General features: G+C 72.6%; 19 protein-coding genes and 1 pseudogene. 15 read left to right on the top strand and 5 right to left on the bottom strand.

Translation table 11 applies throughout. The features are described 5' to 3' along the window. Positions 1–338 precede the first annotated feature (338 nt). The 9 genes and pseudogenes from AB0K09_RS13160 (at position 339) to AB0K09_RS13120 (ending at position 10,344) form a co-directional block, all read left to right on the top strand. Positions 339–2,867: a SpoIIE family protein phosphatase gene (locus AB0K09_RS13160; RefSeq protein WP_366065432.1), complete on the top strand. Its 2,529-nt coding sequence runs from the start codon at positions 339–341 to the stop codon at positions 2,865–2,867. Continuing rightward, positions 2,864–3,163, top strand: coding sequence for a hypothetical protein (locus AB0K09_RS13155; protein WP_366065431.1), 300 nt, complete (start codon positions 2,864–2,866; stop codon positions 3,161–3,163). Before AB0K09_RS13160 ends, AB0K09_RS13155 begins: the two co-directional genes overlap by 4 nt. Next, positions 3,160–3,399: a hypothetical protein gene (locus AB0K09_RS13150; protein ID WP_366065430.1), complete on the top strand. Its 240-nt coding sequence runs from the start codon at positions 3,160–3,162 to the stop codon at positions 3,397–3,399. Before AB0K09_RS13155 ends, AB0K09_RS13150 begins: the two co-directional genes overlap by 4 nt. 131 nt (positions 3,400–3,530) lie before the next feature. Further along, a complete protein-coding gene (locus AB0K09_RS13145) occupies positions 3,531–3,812 on the top strand; it encodes a hypothetical protein (RefSeq protein WP_366065429.1) in 282 nt (93 codons plus the stop codon). A gap of 46 nt (positions 3,813–3,858) precedes the next feature. Then, positions 3,859–4,491, top strand: a complete 633-nt coding sequence (locus tag AB0K09_RS13140; protein WP_366065428.1) for an alpha-ketoglutarate-dependent dioxygenase AlkB — start codon at positions 3,859–3,861, stop codon at positions 4,489–4,491. 86 nt (positions 4,492–4,577) lie between these two features. Then, on the top strand, positions 4,578–6,371 hold the full coding sequence (locus tag AB0K09_RS13135; RefSeq protein WP_366065427.1) for an FAD-dependent oxidoreductase: 1,794 nt from the start codon (positions 4,578–4,580) through the stop codon (positions 6,369–6,371). 163 nt (positions 6,372–6,534) lie between these two features. Then, positions 6,535–7,290, top strand: coding sequence for a VOC family protein (locus tag AB0K09_RS13130; protein WP_366065426.1), 756 nt, complete (start codon positions 6,535–6,537; stop codon positions 7,288–7,290). A 138-nt stretch (positions 7,291–7,428) separates the two neighbouring features. After that, positions 7,429–8,847, top strand: a pseudogene (locus AB0K09_RS13125) (FAD-binding protein). 81 nt (positions 8,848–8,928) lie between these two features. Continuing rightward, positions 8,929–10,344, top strand: coding sequence for an MFS transporter (locus tag AB0K09_RS13120; protein ID WP_366065425.1), 1,416 nt, complete (start codon positions 8,929–8,931; stop codon positions 10,342–10,344). Positions 10,345–10,369: 25 nt separating this feature from the next. Here the strand turns inward: AB0K09_RS13120 and AB0K09_RS13115 are convergent, their stop codons facing one another. Continuing rightward, positions 10,370–11,389, bottom strand: coding sequence for an AI-2E family transporter (locus tag AB0K09_RS13115; RefSeq protein WP_366065424.1), 1,020 nt, complete (start codon positions 11,387–11,389; stop codon positions 10,370–10,372). A gap of 308 nt (positions 11,390–11,697) precedes the next feature. On the opposite strand from AB0K09_RS13115, the gene AB0K09_RS13110 reads away from it, so the two are divergent. Both AB0K09_RS13110 and AB0K09_RS13105 read left to right on the top strand, forming a co-directional pair. Then, the gene (locus AB0K09_RS13110) at positions 11,698–13,113 is read left to right on the top strand and encodes an MFS transporter (RefSeq protein ID WP_366065423.1); all 1,416 of its coding nucleotides are present in this window, start codon (positions 11,698–11,700) and stop codon (positions 13,111–13,113) included. Then, positions 13,110–13,574, top strand: a complete 465-nt coding sequence (locus AB0K09_RS13105) for a MarR family transcriptional regulator (RefSeq protein ID WP_366065422.1) — start codon at positions 13,110–13,112, stop codon at positions 13,572–13,574. Before AB0K09_RS13110 ends, AB0K09_RS13105 begins: the two co-directional genes overlap by 4 nt. Positions 13,575–13,620: 46 nt before the next feature. Here AB0K09_RS13105 and AB0K09_RS13100 read toward each other — a convergent pair whose 3' ends face one another. Then, positions 13,621–14,154: a hypothetical protein gene (locus AB0K09_RS13100; protein WP_366065421.1), complete on the bottom strand. Its 534-nt coding sequence runs from the start codon at positions 14,152–14,154 to the stop codon at positions 13,621–13,623. Between the two features lie 313 nt (positions 14,155–14,467). On the opposite strand from AB0K09_RS13100, the gene AB0K09_RS13095 reads away from it, so the two are divergent. Next, entirely contained in the window at positions 14,468–15,565 is a 1,098-nt protein-coding gene (locus tag AB0K09_RS13095; RefSeq protein ID WP_366065420.1) for a mechanosensitive ion channel family protein, read from the top strand. Between the two features lie 72 nt (positions 15,566–15,637). Here AB0K09_RS13095 and AB0K09_RS13090 read toward each other — a convergent pair whose 3' ends face one another. The 3 genes from AB0K09_RS13090 to AB0K09_RS13080 all read right to left on the bottom strand — a co-directional run bounded on the left by AB0K09_RS13090 (position 15,638) and on the right by AB0K09_RS13080 (position 17,965). Further along, positions 15,638–16,402, bottom strand: coding sequence for a lysophospholipid acyltransferase family protein (locus tag AB0K09_RS13090; RefSeq protein WP_366065419.1), 765 nt, complete (start codon positions 16,400–16,402; stop codon positions 15,638–15,640). Positions 16,403–16,555: 153 nt separating this feature from the next. After that, complete coding sequence (locus AB0K09_RS13085; RefSeq protein WP_366065418.1) at positions 16,556–16,759, bottom strand: ferredoxin; 204 nt, start codon at positions 16,757–16,759, stop codon at positions 16,556–16,558. A 15-nt stretch (positions 16,760–16,774) separates the two neighbouring features. Next, positions 16,775–17,965 carry a cytochrome P450 gene (locus tag AB0K09_RS13080; RefSeq protein WP_366065416.1) on the bottom strand — a complete coding sequence of 397 codons (1,191 nt, stop codon included), beginning with the start codon at positions 17,963–17,965 and terminating at the stop codon, positions 16,775–16,777. A gap of 153 nt (positions 17,966–18,118) precedes the next feature. Here AB0K09_RS13080 and AB0K09_RS13075 point away from each other — a divergent pair, with 153 nt between their 5' ends. The 3 genes from AB0K09_RS13075 to AB0K09_RS13065 form a co-directional block, all read left to right on the top strand. Continuing rightward, the gene (locus AB0K09_RS13075; RefSeq protein WP_366065415.1) at positions 18,119–18,691 is read left to right on the top strand and encodes a TetR family transcriptional regulator; all 573 of its coding nucleotides are present in this window, start codon (positions 18,119–18,121) and stop codon (positions 18,689–18,691) included. A gap of 163 nt (positions 18,692–18,854) precedes the next feature. Next, positions 18,855–19,298, top strand: a complete 444-nt coding sequence (locus AB0K09_RS13070; RefSeq protein ID WP_366065414.1) for an MscL family protein — start codon at positions 18,855–18,857, stop codon at positions 19,296–19,298. A 107-nt stretch (positions 19,299–19,405) separates the two neighbouring features. Beyond that, the coding region (locus AB0K09_RS13065; protein ID WP_366065433.1) for a ferredoxin at positions 19,406–19,561 on the top strand (156 nt) is incomplete at its 3' end.

Below are 19,561 nucleotides of genomic sequence, written 5' to 3'. Positions count from 1 at the left end.
GCAGCGCGCAGCTGTTCGACCTCGCGCCGCAGTTCGCCCAGGAGCTCGGCATCACCGTGCGGGACCGCTGACACGGTCCCGGTCCCGCCCGACGAGCAGGGCTGGAAGGGCGTGTTCCGGGTTCCGCAGGGACAGACGGTGCGGGTGATGGGGCGCTTGACGGGGCGTACGGGCGCTGCACGGCGGCTGAGGCGGCGAAAGTACAACGGCCCAGGACCCGGCCGAGGACACGGCGCGGAACGCGGTGCCGGGCACGAAGACCCCTTCGTGTGACGGATGATCCCCCCGGGATACGAGAGCACGGGCCCTGGGCACACGGCCTGTGACATGCTCGTCCCGTGACGAGCGACTCTGTCGATACCGAGCAGGCCGACGCCGCGTCCGACGCCGTGTCCGACGTCGTCGCGCTGGCCAAAGTCGTGGCGAAGCTGCGCACCGAGAAGGAGCGGCTGGAGCACCTCGTACGGACGATCACCGTCCTGGAGCGGGCCAAGGGCGTGCTGATGGCCCGGACCGGCTGCTCGGCGACCGTCGCCTACGAGGAGCTGACCCGCCGTGCCGCCGAAGCCGGCCGCACGGTGACGGAGGAGTGCTGGATCGCCCTCGGAGAGATCCAGCTCCGCCCCGTCGTCCCGGCCGAGAGAGCGGCCGAGCCGGTCAGGGTGAAGACGGGCGGGTCCGTGTTCGACCCCGCACGGTACACCGTGCGCGGCGTGCCCCGTCCCCGATCGGCGGCCCCGTCCGGCGGCTCCGACGGCACGGCGGACGTCCTGCGGAGGCTGGGCGCGGCGCTCACCGACACGGCGACGCCGCAGGAACTGGCCCAGTGCCTGCTGGACCACCTCGGCGCGGCGGCGGACACCGACGCCGTGATGATCTACACACGGCCTCCGGCGGGAGGCCTGCGGCTCGTGGGTCACGCCGGTGTCGGGGCGACCGTGGCCGCCCAGTGGCGCCACGTCCCGCCGCTGAGCGGCGTCGCCGCCCTGGACGCCATCGCCAGTGGCGAAGCCGTCTGGCTGGAGGACCCGGCGCGGGACAAGGACCGCTACCTGCTGATCGGCGACCCGCCCGAGCGCTGGCCCTGCCGCGCCTGGATCCCGGTCAGCACCGGCGGCGCGGTCACCTCGGCGATCGGTGTGTTCCGCACGCTGGACGCGCCCTTCGACCCCGGCACGCGCGAGCTCCTGCACGCGGTGGCCCGGCTGTGCGCCGGGCGGCTGCGCGCCTTCGACGCCCCCCGCGGTCGTTCCACCGCCCCGACGGCCGCCGTCGTCCAGGCCGCCTTCGACACCCTCTCCGAGCCCGCCGCCCTGCTCACCCCCCTGCGGTCACCGACCGGCCAGGTCGAGGACTTCCGCATCGACGCGGCCGCCCCCGAATCCGTCGACGTCGCCGGCCGCCGCGGTCGCGAACTGGTCGGTCTGCGCGTCCTCGAGTGCTACCCCACCATGGCCGGACTTCCCGCCTGGCAGGGCTATCTGGCCACCCTCGCCACGGGCCGGCCCTACCAGAGCCGGCCCTTCCGCTACCACGAGGTGGTCGCCGGGGTACCGCAGGCGTCCACCTTCTCCGTACGGGCCGTCAAGCTCGAGGACTCCCTCGTGGTCTCCTGGATCCGCCACGACACCGTGGCCCGGCAGCAGCAGCGGCTCGCCGACCTCCAGCGGCTGGGCAACCTCGGCTGGGCCGACTGGAACCTGGTGACCGACGAGGTGAACTGGTCCCCCCAGGTCTACGCCGTCTTCGAACGCGACCCCGCGCTCGGCCCGATGAGGCTCGAGGCCCTGCCCGAGCACGTCCTGCCGGAAGACCTGCCCGCCCTCGCCCAGGCCGTCCAGGACCTGCTCACTCACGGGCGCCCCATGGACCGGCCCTTCCGTATCACCACGGACGTGGGCGTCAAGCACCTGCGCATCGTGGCCGAGGCGGTCACCGACGTCAACGGCACCCCCATCGAGGTCCACTGCTTCGTCCAGGACCTCACCGCCCAGCGGCGCGCCGAACTCGCCCTCGCCGAGAGCGAGCGGGCCGTGCACTCGCAGCGCGGAGTGCTCCAGACCGAGCGGACCATCGCCGCCCGCCTCCAGCACGCCCTCCTGCCGCTGCCCGAACAGTCGCTCACCCTCGCCGACCTGCGCGTCGACGTCGCCTACCTGCCGTCCGACGACGGCATCAACGTGGGCGGCGACTGGTACAGCGCCATCGAACTGCCCGACGGCAGCGTGCTCTTCGTCGTCGGCGACGTCGCCGGCCACGGCATCGACGCCGTCGCCACCATGGCCCAGCTGCGGTTCACCACCAAGGGCATGATCGTCACCGGCTCGTCGCTCACCGGCGCGCTCGACCGGCTCAACACCCTGCTCCTGCACACCCGCGATGCCCACACCAGCACCGCCACCGTCGTCATCGCCCGCTACGAGCCGGCCCGCCGCCGCCTCACCTGGGCCCAGGCGGGCCACCCGCCCCTGCTCCTGCTGCGCGGGGGCCGGGCACAGTTCCTGACCCATCCCCGCGGCATCCTGCTCGGCGCGACCCCCGACGCCTCGTACGGCGAGGCGGAGTTCCGGCTCGAACCCGGCGACCACCTGCTGTTCTACACCGACGGCCTCGTCGAACGACCCCGCGAGCACATCGACGAGGGCGCCAACCGCTTCGCCGACGCCGCACGTCAGGCGATCCGCAGTGACGGCACCGGCTCCCTCGGCCCGCTGCTGTCCTCCCTGCTGCGCGACGAGCGGCGCGACGACGTATGCCTCCTCGACGTGCACCTTCCCCTGGACGCGGGCCCACCGCGCGGCCACGGGGACGCACCCGATTCGCTACCGTGGGACCGCAAGCCGCCGCAGCCCGGGGAGGACCCGTGAGCACCGACCAGACGTGGACGATCGACAGCATCAGCCACGCCCTGCCCCACCCCGAACTCCGCGCCACCTTCATGCGCGACGTCTCCTTCACCGACGTCCGCCGGCTGCCGGAGATCTGTGACCGCTGGGTCCGCTTCATCAAGGCGTTCGAAGCCGAACGCCCCCGCATCGAACACATTCAGGCGCTGCTCAGCGAGAACGGCCGCCTCCCCGACACGTACACGACCGGGCTCATCGAGATCAGCCCCGACGAACTCCGCACGCACACCGGCCCGGGCCGCCGAGGTGCCGCGTGACCTACCGGCTCCACATCGACCCGAGCCTCCACGCCACCTACAAGAGTCTCCCCGACCAGGCCCGCCGCGACCTCGCCGTCTGCCTCCTCGACGCCCTCGTCGACCCGTTCGCCCACTCCACCTGCTACGGCATCGACGACGGCGTCATGCGCACCATCGCGCACGGCCACACCGCGGGCGTCATCCTCATCGGCGACGACACCGTCACCGTCGTCCAGATCACCCACATCGGATGACACCGCGGGCGCCGCTTCCGCGCTCCGGCGCGGGGCCGCGCCGCGAAGGGCTCCCGACACCACTCGCCGCCCGGGGGAGCGGACCCTAGCGTGGGACGGCAAGCGTTCTCGGTGCGGAGGGGGCAACGAACATGACGGTGATGGTGCACAGCCGCGGCGCGGCGTGGACCCGGGAGCTCTACCAGGAGACCTTCGACCGGGCCGTCCCCGACCCGGACGACCCGCCGGCGGGGCTCATCGCGCACTTCGCCGGGCCGGGGGAGGAGGGCGGCTGGCAGGTCGTCGAGGTCTGGGAGTCGGTGGAGGCCTTCCACGGCTTCCTGGAGAAGGCGGTCCTCCCCGTGGCCAGGGACCTCAAGGCCCCGCCGTTCGACTCCAGCACGGTGGAGATCCACAACGCCTTGATCCCGTAGCTGCCGGGACGGGCATCCGTCCCCCACGGTGTCGTACGGTGAAAAGGTGGGATTCCAGCTCCAGGGATCACTCTTCGATGTGGCGGACGAGGCCCGTCTCGTCCGCCCGCTGGAGGAGGCACGCCGCACGGCCCTGGAGCACGGCGCCTGGATCGACCTCCTGCCCGGCTGGCTCACCGGGTCCGACCTGCTCTTCGAGGCGCTGGCGCGCACCGTGCCCTGGCGCGCCGAGCGGCGGCACATGTACGACGACGTCGTGGCCGTCCCCCGGCTCCTCGCCCACTACGGCGAGGACGACGACCCGCCCCACCCGCTGCTGGCGGCCGCCCGGGACGCCCTGAGCGCCCACTACGCCGGCGAACTCGGTGAGCCCTTCCGCACCCTCGGCCTGTGCTACTACCGCGACGGCCGCGACAGCGTCGCCTGGCACGGCGACCGCATCGGCCGCGGCGCCGAGGAGAACACCATGGTCGCCATCCTCTCCCTCGGCCAGCCGCGCCCCCTGCTGCTGCGGCCGCGCGGCGGCGGCGCCGCGCGCCTGCGCCGATCGCTGGGCCACGGCGACCTCCTCGTCATGGGCGGCACCTGCCAGCGCACCTGGGACCACTCCATCCCCAAGACCACCAAGCCCGTCGGTCCCCGGATCAGCGTCCAGTTCCGCCCCCGCGGCATCGGATGACCCAGGAGGACAGCCGGCGTCACCCGATGCCGTGAGAGACCCGCGGTCACCCATGTCCCGCTCCGGCCACGCTCGTTGGCCCGGATGTGCTCCCCAACGCGGTATCGCCGGCACGGCGCACGTTCCTGACCACGGCGAGCCGCCTCGGCGGCGGCATCGCCCTGACGAGCGCCGCGGGACAGGCGCACGCCGCCGCCCCCGGCCGGGGCCCCCGGCGCGTGGCCGTCCTCGGCGGAGGCGTCGCCGGACTCAGCGCCGCCCACGAACTCGCCGAACGCGGCTATCGCGTCACGGTGTACGAATACCACCACGCCCTGGGCGGTAAGGCCCGCAGCATGGACGTCCCCGGCACCGCCACCGCCGGACGCCGCCCGCTCCCTGGCGAACACGGCTTCCGCTTCTTCCCCGGCTTCTACCGCAACCTGCCCGACACGCTGCGCCGCATCCCCCTGCCGGACGGCCGGGGCACCGTTCACGGAAACCTTGTCGACGCCACCGAGGAACTGATCGTCCGCGACGGCGGCCGCCCCGGCCTCCGGCTGTCCTCCCGCACCCTGGCCGCCCCGCCCGACGTCCGCTCCCTCCTGCCCGACGCGCTCCTGCGGGCGCTCACCGGCACGCTCGACACGCTCCTGCACCTGCCGCCCACCGAGGCCGCCTACTTCGCCGGCCGTCTGCTGGTCCACCTCACGAGCTGCGAGCGGCGCCGCACCGAACAGTGGGAACGCGTCCCGTGGTGGGACTTCATCAAGGCCGAGCGCATGTCGCGCGACTACCGGCACCTCCTCGGCACCGGCGCCACCCGCAACCTCGTCGCCACCCGGGCCGAACAGGCCAGCACCCGCACCATCGCCCGCATCCTCCAAGCCTTCCTCTACAACACCCTCGGCCGTGGCAACGACGGCGAACCGGACCGCGTCCTCAACGCCCCGACCAGTGAAGCGTGGATCAACCCCTGGGTGGCCCACCTCCGCTCCCTGGGCGTGACCTTCGAACTGGGCACGGAAGTCCGGGAACTGCTCTACGGCGGTGGCCGGATCACCGGCGTCCGCCTCAGCGCGCCCCGGGCCGGCGGAACCCGTACGATCACGGCGGACCACTACGTCTGCGCCATGCCGGTCGAACACGCCCGCACCACCTGGGGTCCCGCACTGCGCGCGGCCGACCCGCAGCTGGCCCGCTGTGACCGGTTGCGGACCGACTGGATGGTCGGCGTCCAGTTCTACCTCCGCAAACGCGTTCCCCTCGTGCACGGGCACGTGAACCACGTCGACACGCCCTGGGCCCTGACGTCCATCAGCCAGGCGCAGTTCTGGCCCCGTCGCGACCTGCCCGCCCAGTACGGCGACGGCCGTGTCGCCGACTGCCTGTCGGCCATCGTCTCCCAGTGGGGCACCCCCGGCATCCTCTACGGAAAGCCGGCCATCGCCTGCACCCGGCGGCAAGTGGCCGAGGAGGTGTGGGCCCAGCTCAAGGCCGGCCTCAACGGCACCGGCCGGCGCGCCCTCGACGACGCCGACCTCCACTCCTGGTTCATGGACCCCGCCGTCACCGGACTCGGCGGCCCGGCCCCCGCCAACCGCGAACAGCTCCTCGTCCACCCGGTGGGCACCCTCTACAACCGCCCCTCCAGCCGCACGGCCGTCCCCAACCTCTTCCTCGCCGGCGACTACGTCGCCACCGACATCGACCTCGCCACCATGGAGGGCGCGAACGAATCGGCCCGCCGCGCCGTCAACGCCCTCCTCGACGCGGACGCCTCCACCGCCCCCCGATGCCGCGTCCGGCCCCTCTACCGGCCGCCCGAACTGCGACCCCTGCACGAGCAGGACGAGGCCCGCTACCGCGCGGGCCTGCCGAACCTCTTCGACCACGGCTAGCCTCTTCGACCACGGCAACCCCGCCACGGCAGCCCCGCCCGCACTACGCCAAGCGAGCCCCAAGCACCACCGGCGCCCCGGAACTCCCCCCGAAACCCCCGTCACCCTCCTACCGTGACCGTAAGGGGTCATTCGTACGCACACACGGAAGGTGCCGGCTGCCATGGCGGAAGAGACGCCGTACGCCCAGGGGACGCCCTGCTGGGTCGACCTGTCGACCCGGGACACGAGCGCGGCCCGGGACTTCTACGGTGCCCTGCTGGGCTGGGACTTCATCGAGGGCCCGCCCGACACCCACGGCTACACCATGGCCACCGTGGACGACGCCCTGGTCGCCGGGCTCTTCTCGCCGCCGGACGCCGACGCACCGGCCGTCTGGACCGTATATCTGTCCGTGACGGACGCCGAAGAGACGGCCGGGCGGGTCACCGAGCACGGGGGCCGCCTGCTCACCGACGTCATGGACGTCCCCGGGGAAGGCCGGATGTGGATCGCCGCCGACCCCACGGGCGCGGTCTTCGGCGGGTGGCAGCCGGGCCGGCACCGGGGCGCGGAACTCGTCAACCAGCCCGGCGCGATGGTGTGGCACGAGCTGGCGAGCAACGACGTCGCGACCGCCCGCGAGTTCTACTCGAAGGTCTTCGGCGTGCGGTTCGGGGAGGCGATGTCCCCGACGTTCGACTACCGCGTCTTCAGCGCCGACGGCCACGACGCCGGCGGCTCCATGCCGACCGACCTGCCCTCCCACTGGCGCACCTACTTCGGCGTCCGCGACACCGACGCGGCCGTGAAGACCCTCACCGAACTCGGCGGCGAGGTCCTGCACGGCCCGGACGACTCCCCCTACGGGCGCGTCACCGCCTGCCGCGACCCCGAAGGCGCCGCGTTCGTCCTCCTCAGCAGGCCCGTCCGGGTCTAGCCCCCCGACTGCTCCTGTTCCGCGTACTCCTTCGGAGGGAGGGCCGGCTGGTCATTGCGGACGATGCCCGGCCGCCGCGTGCCCGGAAGGGTGGAAGGCCGAGTCCTTCCCCTCATCCGGCACGAACAGGAGCCGTACATGAAAGAAGTGACGCGACGTGGCGTACTGGCCGGGACGGCCGCGTTGGCCGGCACGGCCGCGGGCCTGGCGGTGCCGGGCGGCGCGGCTGCCGCGGCGGCGGCCGGGCCGGGCGCCGGCACCCCGCCCCGGCCGGCCCCGGTCACGGTCGTTCCCGGTGACGCGCGCTATGTGTCGCTGACCCGCCGTGGATGCAACGCGCGCTTCACCGGCACACCCGACCGCGTGCACGTCGCCGGCTCGACCGCGCAGGTGGTCGACGCCGTCCAGCGAGCGGTGCGCGACGGCAGGCGCATCGCCGTCCGCAGCGGCGGACACTGCTTCGAGAACTTCGTCGACGACCCCGCCGTCCGGGTCCTCATCGACCTCTCGCCGCTGTCGGCCGTCTCCTTCGACGAGCGGCGGAGGGCCTTCGCCGTCGAGCCGGGAGCGCTGCTCGGCGAGACGTACCGCAGGCTGTTCCTCGGCTGGGGCGTGACCGTACCGGCGGGCGCCACCGCGGCCGTCGGCGCCGGCGGGCACATCCTGGGCGGCGGGTACGGCGCCCTCTCCCGCCGCCACGGCCTGGGCGTCGACCATCTGGAGGCCGTCGAGGTCGTGGTCGTCGACGAGCAGGGCAGGGCCGGGGCCGTGGTGGCCACGAGAGACCCCGGCGACCCCCACCACGACCTGTGGTGGGCCCACACCGGCGGCGGTGGCGGCAACTTCGGCATCGTCACCCGCTACTGGTTCCGCTCGCCCGGCGCCCGGGGCTCCGATCCACCGGGCCCGCCGCGGAACGGCTCGTCGACGACTATGTGAACGCGATCGCGAGCGGGACCGGTGTGAAGCCGACCCGGGGCCAGGAGAGCCAGCCGTGGCTCCAGGCCGCCGCGAACATCCAGCAGAGCGATCCGGGCGCCTTCAAGGCCAAATCCGCCTACCTGCGCAAACGCTTCACGGACCGGCAGATCGACACTCTCCACGAGCATCTCTCGGGCAAGGCCGGGCGAGATCCAGGGCACCGTGTGGCTCGTCTCCTACGGCGGAGAGGTCAACACCGTCGCCCCCGACGCGACGGCCGTCGCGCAGCGCGACTCCATCCTCAAGGCCGTCTACCTCACCGGATGGGATGCCGCGCACGACGCCGCCGCGCCCCGCCTGACCTGGATACGCGACGTCTACCGCGCCGTCCACGCCGAGACCGGCGGCGTCCCCGCCCCGGGCGGCGTCAGCGACGGCGCCTTCATCAACTACCCCGACACCGACCTCGCCGACCCCGCCCTCAACACCTCCGGCATCCCCTGGCACACCCTCTACTACAAGCAGCACTACCCCCGTCTCCAGCGCGTCAAGGCGCGGTGGGACCCACGCGACGAGTTCCGGCACGCGCTGTCCGTCCGCCCGGCCCGCCAGGGCACACCGCCGACGGATCCGTAGCGCACCCCACCCGCGACAAGTATGTCGACATCAAGTATCTTGACGTCGAGATTGGCGGTTACGGGTACGAGGGGGCGGGCCATGCGGCATGTCGCGAAAGACGTCGGCACTGCGAAAAGCGGAGAGGGTGGCGGCGGGGGCCTGCTGGCCCAGCTCCGCAATCCGCCCGGCGGTCGCAACGCCCGGATCATGCTGCTCGCCCAGGGCCTCGACCGCACGGGCTCGGGGCTCTGGGCCGCCTCCTCGGTCCTCTACTTCACCTTCGTGACCCACCTGAGCGCCCATCAGATCGGTGTCCTGCTGGGCGTGGCCGGTGCGGCGGGCGTGCTCGGCTCACCACTGGCCGGGTTCCTGGCCGGCCGCTTCCGGGTGCGCCCGCTGCTCATCGGCTGCCATCTGCTCCGTCTGGTGACACTCTGCCTGCTGCTGGTCTGCACCGGTTTCGGCGTGCTGCTGGCCGTCGTCGCTGTCACCTGCGTCGGCGACCGGGCCGCGAAGACGCTGGAGATGCTGTTCGCGACCCGGGTGGCGGGGGACCGGCGCGCCGTCTACCAGGCCCTGTTCCGCAGCGCCGCCAACGCGGGCTACGCCCTCGGTGCGGCGGTCGCGGCCATCGGTCTGGCGGTGGGCACCCGCGACGCCTACCGGGCCCTGATCCTGGGCAACGCGTTGTCCTTCGCCGTCGCCGCGGTCCTGGTGTGGCGTACCGGTGAGCCGCGCGACGCCGGCGCCGAGGTGGCACGGCATGGCGAACCGGGCAACGCGCACGACGACGGACCCGAGGGCGCGACGTCCGCCGGCCGGCCGCCCGTCCGCCGGGCGAACCCGTGGCGGGACCCCGGCTATCTCCGGTTCGTCCTGCTGGACATTCCCATGAACCTCGACGACTCGATCCTCAACGTCGGCCTCCCGCTGTGGCTGGTGGACCGCACCTCGGCACCGCACGCCCTCGTCCCGGCCTTCCTGTTCCTCAACACCGTGCTGGTCGTCCTGCTGCAGATGAGCATCTCGGCGAGGGCCGAGGGCCCGCGTCCCGCCACCCGGGCGGTCCTGGTCTACGGCGTCACGGTGCTCGTGTGCTGCGCGGCCGTGGCGGTCGCCCCCGGGTGCGGGAGCTGGGGGGCCGCGGCCGTCCTGCTCGCCGCCGCGCTCCTGGTCACCCTGGCGGAGCTGATGCGTTCGGTGAGCTCCTGGGAACTCGCGGTGCTGCTCGCGCCCCGCGACGCCCGGGCCGCCTACCTGGGCGTGGCCGGGGTGTCCCAGTCCGTTCAGAAGTCCGCCGGGCCGCCGCTGCTCACCGGCGTGGTGATGGCCGCGGGCCCGGTGGGCTGGCTGGTGCTGGGCGGGGCCGTCGCCGGGCTCGCGGTCGTGCAGCGCAGCGCGTGCGCGCGGCGCCTGGGGATCCAGCCGTCCACCCCCCGGCCCTCCGGCGCACCGGAGGCCGCCGACGGCCGGGGCCGGCCGGAACCCGTGACCGCCCGCTCCGGGGAGAGCTGACAGGCCGTCCTCCCGGGCGGGGCCGTCACACCGCCTCGATCCGCGGGAAGACGGACTCGTCGAGCACGATGCCGATCCCGACCGCCACCGGAATGGCGATGAGCGCGCCGACCACCCCCAGCAACGCGCCGCCGATCACCACGGCGACGACCGTGACGATGGGGTGCACGTTGACGGCGTAGCTCATCGCCTTCGGCATGATCAGATAGTCCTCGGCCAGCCGGAAGCCGGTGTAGAAACCCGCCGTACCGAGGGCGATCGGGAACGACACCGACAGCGCGACCAGGCTGACCACCACCCCGCCGATGGTCGAGCCCGCCACCGGGACCATGTCCATCAGCCCGACGAACACCCCGAGCGCGGCCGCGTACGGTACATCCAGCCCCACGCACCACAGGAAGGTGGCCAGGCCCGCGATGGCCGACGTGACCACGTTCCCGAGCATGTACCGGCCGACCCGCAGCAGGATCGTCTCGGTTACCTCGATCACCGCGGCCCGCCGGCTGAGCGGGACGAAGCGGTAGGCGAAGTCCTTCAACTGCTCCATGCCCACCATGAAGTAGACGGTCACGACCACCACCAGGACCGCCCCGGTGACCGTGCTGACGACGACGTGCCCCGCCCCGAGCAGCCCGCCGAGCACCGCCGTGCCGCCGCCGGCGCCGAGCTGCTCCCGCGCCTTGGAGATCAGGTGGTAGCGGTCCTCCAGCCGGCCGAGGGCGGAGTGGTGGTCGCGCAACTGCTGCAACCACTTCGGCACGGCGTCGGCGAGGGCCGAGATCTCGTTGGACACCGGCGGGATGACCAGCGCGAGGAAACCGGCCAGCAGCCCGAACAGGCCGATCACCACGACGGCCACCGCCCAGCCCCGCCCGAGCCGGTGCCGCGCCAGCCACGCCACCACCGGCTCCACGCTGATCGCCACGAACAGCGCGAGCAGCAGGAGCGTCAGGATGCCGCTGATGCGCAGCACGGTCTGCAGGATCGTGTAGGCCAGGGTGAGCCCCAGGCCGGCGGTGAACCCGGCCGAGAACCAGGACGGCATCGGTCGCACCCGCAGGCCGCGCTCCGCACGCGGCGGCCGCGAGCCGTTCCCGGCCCCGCCGGGCGCCTCGCCACCGCTTCCCGAACCGTTACCGGCCAGCACTCCCGCCTCTCCGCCGCCCCGCGAACCGGCCGGTCGCCGGCCCCGGGGGTCCGGTCCGTGGATACCCCGCCGCCGCACCGCCGCACCGCGTGGCACGCAAGACCACCTACTGGGACGAGCAGCTTCCCCCGCTTAGTTGTAGGATTTAAATCATTATGGGATTACAACTAAGTAAGACCGCGTCTTCCATGTCCTCAGGGGGTTCTGTGCCCGAGCTCTCCCGGCGCCGCCGGCTGCTGGTCCTGGCCATCTGCTGCACGAGCCTGCTGATGGTCAGCCTCGACAACACGATCCTCAACGTCGCGCTGCCGTCCATGCAGCGGGAGCTGCACGCCTCCGTCTCCGGCCTGCAGTGGACGATCGACGCCTACACCCTGGTACTGGCCTCGCTCCTGATGCTCGCCGGCTCCACCGCCGACCGGCTCGGCCGCCGGCGCGTCTTCCAGACCGGGCTCGTGCTCTTCACGGCCGGCTCCGTCCTGTGCAGCCTCGCACCGGGGCTGAGCTGGCTGATCGCCTTCCGCATGGTGCAGGCCGTCGGCGGGTCCATGCTCAACCCCGTCGCCATGTCGATCATCACCAACACCTTCACCGACCCCCGGGAGAGGGCCCGGGCGATAGGTGTGTGGGGCGGCGTCGTCGGCATCAGCATGGCGGCCGGACCCGTCCTCGGCGGCGCGCTCGTCGAGACCACCGGCTGGCGTGCCATCTTCTGGATCAACCTGCCCGTCGGACTGGCCGCGCTCGCCCTCACCGCCCGCTACGTCCCCGAGTCCCGCGCGCCCCGCCCGCGCCGCGCCGACCCCGTCGGCCAGCTGCTGGTGATAGCGCTGCTCGGCACCCTCACCTACGGGATCATCGAGGGCCCGGCCGCGGGCTGGACCTCGCCGGCCATCCTGGGCTGCTTCACCGTCGCCCTCTGCTCGCTCGCCGCGCTCACCCGCTACGAACGGCGGCGTACCGACGCCCTCATCGAACCGGGGCTCTTCCGCAGCGCCCCCTTCAGCGGGGCCACCGCCATCGCCGTCAGCGCCTTCGCCGCGCTCGGCGGATTCCTCTTCCTCAACACCCTGCACCTGCAGAACGAGCGCGGCCTCCCGGCCCTCCAGGCCGGCCTGTACATGCTGCCCATGGCCCTCATGTGCCTGGTCTTCGCGCCGCTGTCCGGCCGCCTGGTCGGCACCCGCGGCCCCCGCCTGTCCCTCGTCCTCGCGGGTCTCGCGATGACGGCGAGCGGCGTGCTGTTCGCGGTCTTCGACGCGGGCTCCTCGTCCGACGCCCTGCTGATGGCCGCCTACGTCGTCTTCGGCATCGGCTTCGGACTCGTCAACGCCCCCATCACCAACACCGCCGTCTCCGGCATGCCGCGCTCCCGCGCCGGAGTCGCCGCCGCCGTCGCGTCCACCAGCCGGCAGGTCGGCAGTTCCCTCGGCGTCGCCGTCATCGGCGCCGCGGTGGCCGCCGGAGCCCAGCGCACCGGTTGGTGGATCATCACCGGGTGCGGACTGGCCGTCCTCGTCATCGGTACGATCACCACCGGCCGCTGGGCGGCCCGGACCGCCGAACGCTCCGCGGCCCGCCTCGACCCCGACCACAGCAGGATCCCGGTGACGACACGATGACCGCCCACGACGCCCACACTGCCGACGCCCGCACCACCGACGCCCGGCTCGCCTGGAGCAATCTGCGGTCGATAGTCCTCGGCGGCAACGAGCGCCGCAAGGACGTCGTCGACGCGCTCGGCATGAGCTTCTTCCGCGTCAAGGCGCTGCGCAGGATCGCCCGGGGCCCGCTCACCCTGCGGGAACTGGCCGACGAGCTGCTGACCGACCGGCCGTACACCACGCTCGTCGTCGACGACCTGGCCGGCCGCGGCCTGGTCGAACGCTCCGCCAACCCCGCCGACCGCCGCTCGAAGATCGTCTCCGTCACCCCGGCGGGCCGCGCGGCGGCCGACCGCGCCGAAGAGATCCTCGGCACCCCGCCGCCGGCCCTGCTCGCCCTCCCGCCGGAGGACCTGGCCGCCCTGGCCCGCATCACGGCCCGCATCGCCGGCGGGGCGGGGGAGGGCCGGGAACCGTAGCCGGCCGGGCGGGGCGTTTGACCTGTCAGTCTTGTCAGACGTCTTGTCAGACCTTGGTGAAGCACAAGGTATAGCCGAGACTCCGCCTGCTCGTGACCTGGATCCCGTAGTCGGAGCTCGGTCCGCACTTCTTGCCGGCGCCGTACAGCTTGTCGGCCGTCTTGTACTGCGCCTCCGGGGAGCCGCAGTCGACGATGGTCGGAAGCGGCTCGCCCTCCGGGTCCTGGACCTTGACGCAGTCGCCCACCTGCGGGTCGTGCGTCTTGCCCTCCTCGACCCGTGCGGTCCGCGCCGCCTCCTTCTTGGCCTTGCCGCCGTTCGGATCGGTGTTGTAGTCCCATACGTACCAGGCGGCGCCGCCGAAGACGGCCACGACGACGGCGACGGAGAGCAGGGAGTGCACCGGGCTCCTGCGCGGCGGCTGCGGTCGCGACGGGGGCTGCGGTTGCGGCTGCGGAGGCTGGGCGTACCCGTACGGCTGCTGAGGCTGCGCGTAGCCGTACGGCTGCTGCGGCTGCCCCGGGTACGGGGGCTGCCCCTGGTAGGGCGGCTGGTTCTGATAGGGCGGCGGTGCGGACACGGCTTGCGTTCCCCCATGGTTGAACTGCACGAGCGAAGATCAACACGCTGTTGACCGAGGTCAGGTTACCCACCGGAACATGCCGGTCCGTCAGCGGACCCATGCCTTCCGGCCGACCCGGTCGGCGGCCACCCGGGCGTGCGTGGGCGAAACGGACGTGGTGCAGGATGACTTATCGCGCCGGCTGCCGCTCGTTGCCCGGCGCGCTCGCGATCCGTCGGACAGGCAGGTACAAGGTGACGCATCATTACTCCGGGCTTCTGGTGGCGCGTGACGCCGTCGCCCCGCTGCGGGGAACCGAGGGAGGCCGTCGATGAGGCATGCTCTGACGCTGCATGACGTGATCATGGCCGGGATCGCGCTGGCCGCCGGACTGGCCGCGGCCCTCGTGTTCCGGGTCATCCTGCGCTGGCTCGCCGAACGGGCCCGCAGGACCAAGTGGGAGGGCGACGACATCATCGTCGACATCCTGCGCACCTTCGTCCCGTGGGGCGCGGTGGCGGCCGGCCTGGCCGGGGCGGCCGCGGCCCTCCCGCTGACCGGCTCGGTCGGGAACACCGTCAACGAGGTGCTGACCGCGCTCGTCATCCTGAACGCCACGCTCACCGCGGCCCGCGTCATCGGCGGCCTGGTGCGGTCGGTGGCGCAGTCCCGGTCCGGTGTCGCCGGCTCGGCCACCATATTCGTCAACATCACCCGTATCGCGGTCCTCGCGATGGGCTTCCTCATCATCCTGCAGACGTTCGGGATATCCATCGCCCCGCTGCTCACCGCCCTCGGCGTGGGCGGTCTGGCCATCGCCCTGGCGCTGAAGGACACCCTGGCCAATCTCTTCGCCGGTGTGCACATCCTCGTCTCGAGGACGGTCCAGCCCGGCGACTACATACGGCTCACCAGCGGTGAGGAGGGCTATGTCGTCGACATCAACTGGCGCAACACGGTGGTCGAGGCGCTCTCCAACAATCTGATCATCATCCCGAACGCCAAGCTCGCCGGCACGAACATGACCAACTTCAGCCGGCCCCAGCAGAAGCTGTCCGTCACCGTGCAGGTGGGCGTCGCCTACGACAGCGACCTCGAACACGTCGAGCAGGTCACCAACGAGGTCGTCGAGAGCGTGATGAAGGACGTGCCCGGCGCCGTCCCCGACCACGAGCCGGCCGTCCGGTTCCACACCTTCGGCGACTCCCGGATCGGCTTCACGGTGGTGCTCGGCGTCGGCGAGTACAGCGACAAGTACCGCATCAAGCACGAGTTCATCAAGCGCCTGCACCAGCGGTACCGGGCCGAGGGCATCCGGATCCCCGCCCCGGCGCGGACCGTCTCCCTGGAACAGACCGCCGAGGGCGTGATCCCGCACCCGCGCACGCCCCTCGACGCCCTTGCGGACCGCCCGGGCGTCACGGGCTGAACCGTCGTGCCGTCGCGGCGGCCACCGGCACTTTCCGTGTGCCGGTGGCCGCCGCGTCCGTATGCCCGGGTGTCAGGCCGCCGTGCTCCGGCCGGCGTGCGCGCTCCCGTGGTCCGGGAGTACGGCCGGCGCGGACGCCGCCGGACGCCAGTCGTCCACGGCGCGCAGCGCTGCCTTCGCCTGGCTCGCGTACGTGTCGACGTACTCCTGCTCGGACAGCTTCCAGATGGCGTACATGATCTCGTCGGTGACGGCGCGCAGGATCTCCCGGTGCTCCTCCATGCCCGCGTACCGCGAGAAGTCCAGCGGCTTTCCGAACCGGATGGTGATGGGGACGACGCGCGGCAGGAGCCGGCCGGTCGGCTGGGCCTCGAACGTGCCGATCATCGCGCAGGGGATCACCGGCGCTCCGGACCGCAGCGCCATCGCCGCCACCCCGACCTTCCCCTTGTACAGCCGCCCGTCGTGCGAGCGGGTGCCCTCCGGGTAGATCCCGAGCAACTGGCCCTCGCCCAGCACCGACAGCGCCGTGTCGAGTGCCGCCTGGGCCGCCTCCTTGCCGGAGCGGTCGACCGGGATCGCCCCGATGCCCCGGAAGAACGCCGCGATCAGCCGGCCCTTGAGGCCGCGCCCGGTGAAGTACTCCTGCTTGCCGAGGAAGCGGATCCGGCGTTTGACCATCACGGGCATCAGGAAGTGGTCGGAGAAGGAGAGGTGGTTCCCCGCGATGATGGCCGCCCCGCGTTCCGGAAGGTGCTCGATGCCCTCCACCTTGGGCCGGAAGACCCACCGCAGCAGCGGTATCAGCACGACGTTCTTGAAGAAGCAGTAGAACACGCAGCCAGCCCCTTGTCCGAGTGACCTGCCCCCCGCGCCCACGCACGTTAGTGCGAGGAGGAGATCACGGGGAGAGTGACTATTCGGCCACACAGGGTGAGCGGCCCTGGTGCTCGCCCTGCCCGCGTGGGCCGTCCCGGCCGCCGCGCCCGGCTAGTCCCGGGGCCCGACCACCCGCCCGTCCTCGGTCACGGTGATGGCCCCGGCCGGGCAGGAGTCGGCGGCGTCGAGCACCGTCTCGTCCGGAGCGGTCTCACCGCTCACCGGCCGGGAACGGTCCCCCTCCAGCGTGAAGAACGAACCGGCCAGGGCGGCGCAGATGCCCGAGCCCATGCAGCGCCCCCGGTCCACGGTCACCCGCCAGACCATCGCTCACCACCCCACCGGCATCGCGCGCGGCCCCCGCACCAGCATCCGGTCCTTCCACACGATGTCACCGGCCGCACGCAGGCCCGGCAGCCGCAGGAGGAGGGCCCGCAGCGCCTCCTGCAACTCGACCCGGGCGAGCGGCGCCCCCAGGCAGTGGTGCACGCCGTGGCCGAACGCCAGGTGCTGGTTGCCGTCCCGGCCGAGCTCGATCGCGCCCGGCTCGTCGAAGCGCCGCTCGTCGCGATTGGCGGCGCCCACCGACACCAGCACGGGCTCGCCCTTGCGCACGAGCGTGCCCCCGACCTCGACGTCCTCGATGGCGTAGCGTGGCGCGGCCGCCGCCGAGCCCAGGGGGACGAAGCGCAGCAACTCCTCGACCGCGCCCGGGATCAGCTCCGGCTCGGCGCGCAGCCGCGCCGTCTCGCCGGGATGGCCGAGGAGGACGTACACGAAGTTGGGGATCTGGGTCGCCGTGGTCTCGTGGCCCGCCACCAGCACCGCCACGCACAGGTCGATCAGCTCCCGCTCGGACAGCCGGTCGTCCTTGTCCCGGGCCTCGATCAGGTCCGTCATCAAGTCGTCGGCGGGGCGGGCGCGGTGCTCCTCGATCAGCCCGGCCATGTAGGCGCGCAGCTCCTCCCGGCTGGCCTCCGCCTCCTCGGCGGTGAGCGAGCTGGTCGACAGCGCGTCGTCGCTCCACTTGCGGAAGAGGGGACGGTCCTCCTCGGGCACGCCGAGCAGCCGGCAGATCACGGAGACCGGGAGCGGCAGCGCGAAGGACTCGACGAGATCGGCGGGCGGACCCGCCGCCACCATGTCGTCCAGCAGGCTGTCCGCCAGCGCGCGGATGTCCGGGCGCAGCCGCTCCACCCGCTGCACGGTGAACGCCTTCGTCACCAGTCTGCGCAGCCGGGTGTGGTCGGGCGGGTCCATGGTCAGGATGCCGGTGGTGACCCGGGCGGGGGACTGGCGGGGTTCGTCGTGTTCGAGGCAGGCGGCACGGCTGAACCGCGGGTCGCCCAGGACGAGCCGCGCGTCCGCGTACCGCGTGACGAGCCAGGCCGGCTCGCCGAAGGGCAGCCGGACGCGCCGCAGCCCCTCGCCGCGGCGCACTTCCTCGTAGCGCTCGGACAGTTCCAGGCCGGTGGCTTCGTTGAAGGGATAGGTGACGGGCTGACGGGGAGAGGCGGACATCCGGACCCTTGCTCCTTCGCGTCGGCAGTAAGGTCTCCCGCCGGTGCGGGACGCGATGTAAGCACGCGATGTAAGCACCTGCTTACATAGACCGTAGGGCGGCCGGGAAGCGGAGTCAACGGGCCCGGTCCGGCCGGGACTTGGGAGGAACGCATGACCACGGAGAAGCCGGTGCGCAGACGCGACGCGGAGGCCACCCGCCGCTGCCTGGTCGAGGCGGCGGCGGAACTGTTCGCGGAACGCGGCTACGACCGCACGACGGTACGCGCGATCGCCGACCGCGCCGGCGTCAACCAGGCCCTGCTCTTCCGCTACTTCGGCTCGAAGACCGCGCTCTTCGGCGAGGTCGTGGCGATGGACGGCCGCCGCCGGCTGCGGGAGACCCCCGCCGAGCGGCTGCTGGAGAACGCCCTGCGGAACCTCCTCGCCCCCGCCGGGGCCTCGCCCGAGGACCGCTCGCTGGAGGTGTTCCTGCGCTCGGTCGGCAGCGAGGACGGAACGGCACAGGCGAACCGCTGCCTGACCGAGGAGTACACCACGGCGCTGGCGGGTCTCACCGGCGCGGAGGACGCCGAGCTGCGCGCCGCGCTGGTCATGGCATGGCTGCTCGGCATAGGACTCACCCGCGTCGTCCTGCGCCAGGAACCGCTGGCCGGCGCCGACCCCGAGCATGTGCGCCGCCTGATGCTCGAGGCCGCCCGGACACTCCTCGAACGGCTGCCCTGACCCGGGCGGGGGACAGTCGCGTACCACTCGGACGGCGAACACCCGGTAGGCCGTGCCGTGGAACCACCGGCGCCGGTCCCGCGCGGTGCCGCGGCGGCCGGCCGGCGGAGCGGTAGCGTGCCGCGCACATCCGTTCGTCGTCCGTTCCATCGGGAGCCCCGTGATGCTCAAGGGATTCAAGAACTTCCTCATGCGCGGCGACCTCGTCACCATCGCCGTGGGCCTGATCATCGCGCTGGCCTTCTCGACGCTGATCAAGGCCTTCACGGACTTCGTGATCAACCCCGTGATCGCCCGGGCGCAGGGCGGCCACGGGCTCGGCCTCGGCTGGCAGCTGGGCCGGGCCGGGAACAAGGCCACCTACCTCGACCTCGGGTCGTTCCTCTCGGCGGTCGTGTACTTCGTCCTCTTCATGGCCGTCGTCTACTTCCTCATCGTCCTGCCCTACCAGCACATCCAGGCGCGGCGCGGGGTGGTGGTCTTCGGTGACCCGGTCCCGGTCAAGACCTGCCCGGCCTGCCGCCAGGAGGACGTGCCGGCCACCGCCGTCACCTGCTGGCACTGCGGCACCGGGCAGCCGGAGACGGGCGCCCGGCGGCAGCCCTGATCCGCCGCGTCGGGGGTTCCCCCGTCCGGGGCAACGCCGTCCGCTCGGCCCGCCCGGCCGGGTAGAGACACCTCGGACGACACACTGCGCGGCAGGAGGGCTCTCGGATGCGGATCGTCGTCGATCTCAATCGCTGTCAGGCGTACGCGCAGTGCGCCTTCCTCGCCCCGCAGGTGTTCGCGCTGCACGGCGAGGAGGCGCTGATGTACACGCCGGCGCCCGCCGAGGAGCACCACGAGCGGGTCCGGCGGGCGGCGGCCGCC

The organism is Streptomyces sp. NPDC049577 (assembly GCF_040675635.1).
Classification (GTDB): Bacteria; Actinomycetota; Actinomycetes; order Streptomycetales; family Streptomycetaceae; genus Streptomyces.
The sequence above is the reverse complement of the archived record's forward strand: the minus strand, read 5'-3'. Positions and strand labels throughout refer to the sequence as shown.

What these genes read in the sequence shown, in the direction of transcription:
- AB0K09_RS13115 (WP_366065424.1), bottom strand. Translation starts at nt 11,389, where the DNA reads ATGCCGTCCTGGTTCTCGGCCGGGTTCACCGCCGGCCTGGGGCTCACC.
- AB0K09_RS13070 (WP_366065414.1), top strand. Translation starts at nt 18,855, where the DNA reads ATGCTCAAGGGATTCAAGAACTTCCTCATGCGCGGCGACCTCGTCACC.
- AB0K09_RS13075 (WP_366065415.1), top strand. Translation starts at nt 18,119, where the DNA reads ATGACCACGGAGAAGCCGGTGCGCAGACGCGACGCGGAGGCCACCCGC.
- AB0K09_RS13120 (WP_366065425.1), top strand. Translation starts at nt 8,929, where the DNA reads ATGCGGCATGTCGCGAAAGACGTCGGCACTGCGAAAAGCGGAGAGGGT.
- AB0K09_RS13130 (WP_366065426.1), top strand. Translation starts at nt 6,535, where the DNA reads ATGGCGGAAGAGACGCCGTACGCCCAGGGGACGCCCTGCTGGGTCGAC.
- AB0K09_RS13080 (WP_366065416.1), bottom strand. Translation starts at nt 17,965, where the DNA reads ATGTCCGCCTCTCCCCGTCAGCCCGTCACCTATCCCTTCAACGAAGCC.
- AB0K09_RS13095 (WP_366065420.1), top strand. Translation starts at nt 14,468, where the DNA reads ATGAGGCATGCTCTGACGCTGCATGACGTGATCATGGCCGGGATCGCG.
- AB0K09_RS13145 (WP_366065429.1), top strand. Translation starts at nt 3,531, where the DNA reads ATGACGGTGATGGTGCACAGCCGCGGCGCGGCGTGGACCCGGGAGCTC.
- AB0K09_RS13105 (WP_366065422.1), top strand. Translation starts at nt 13,110, where the DNA reads ATGACCGCCCACGACGCCCACACTGCCGACGCCCGCACCACCGACGCC.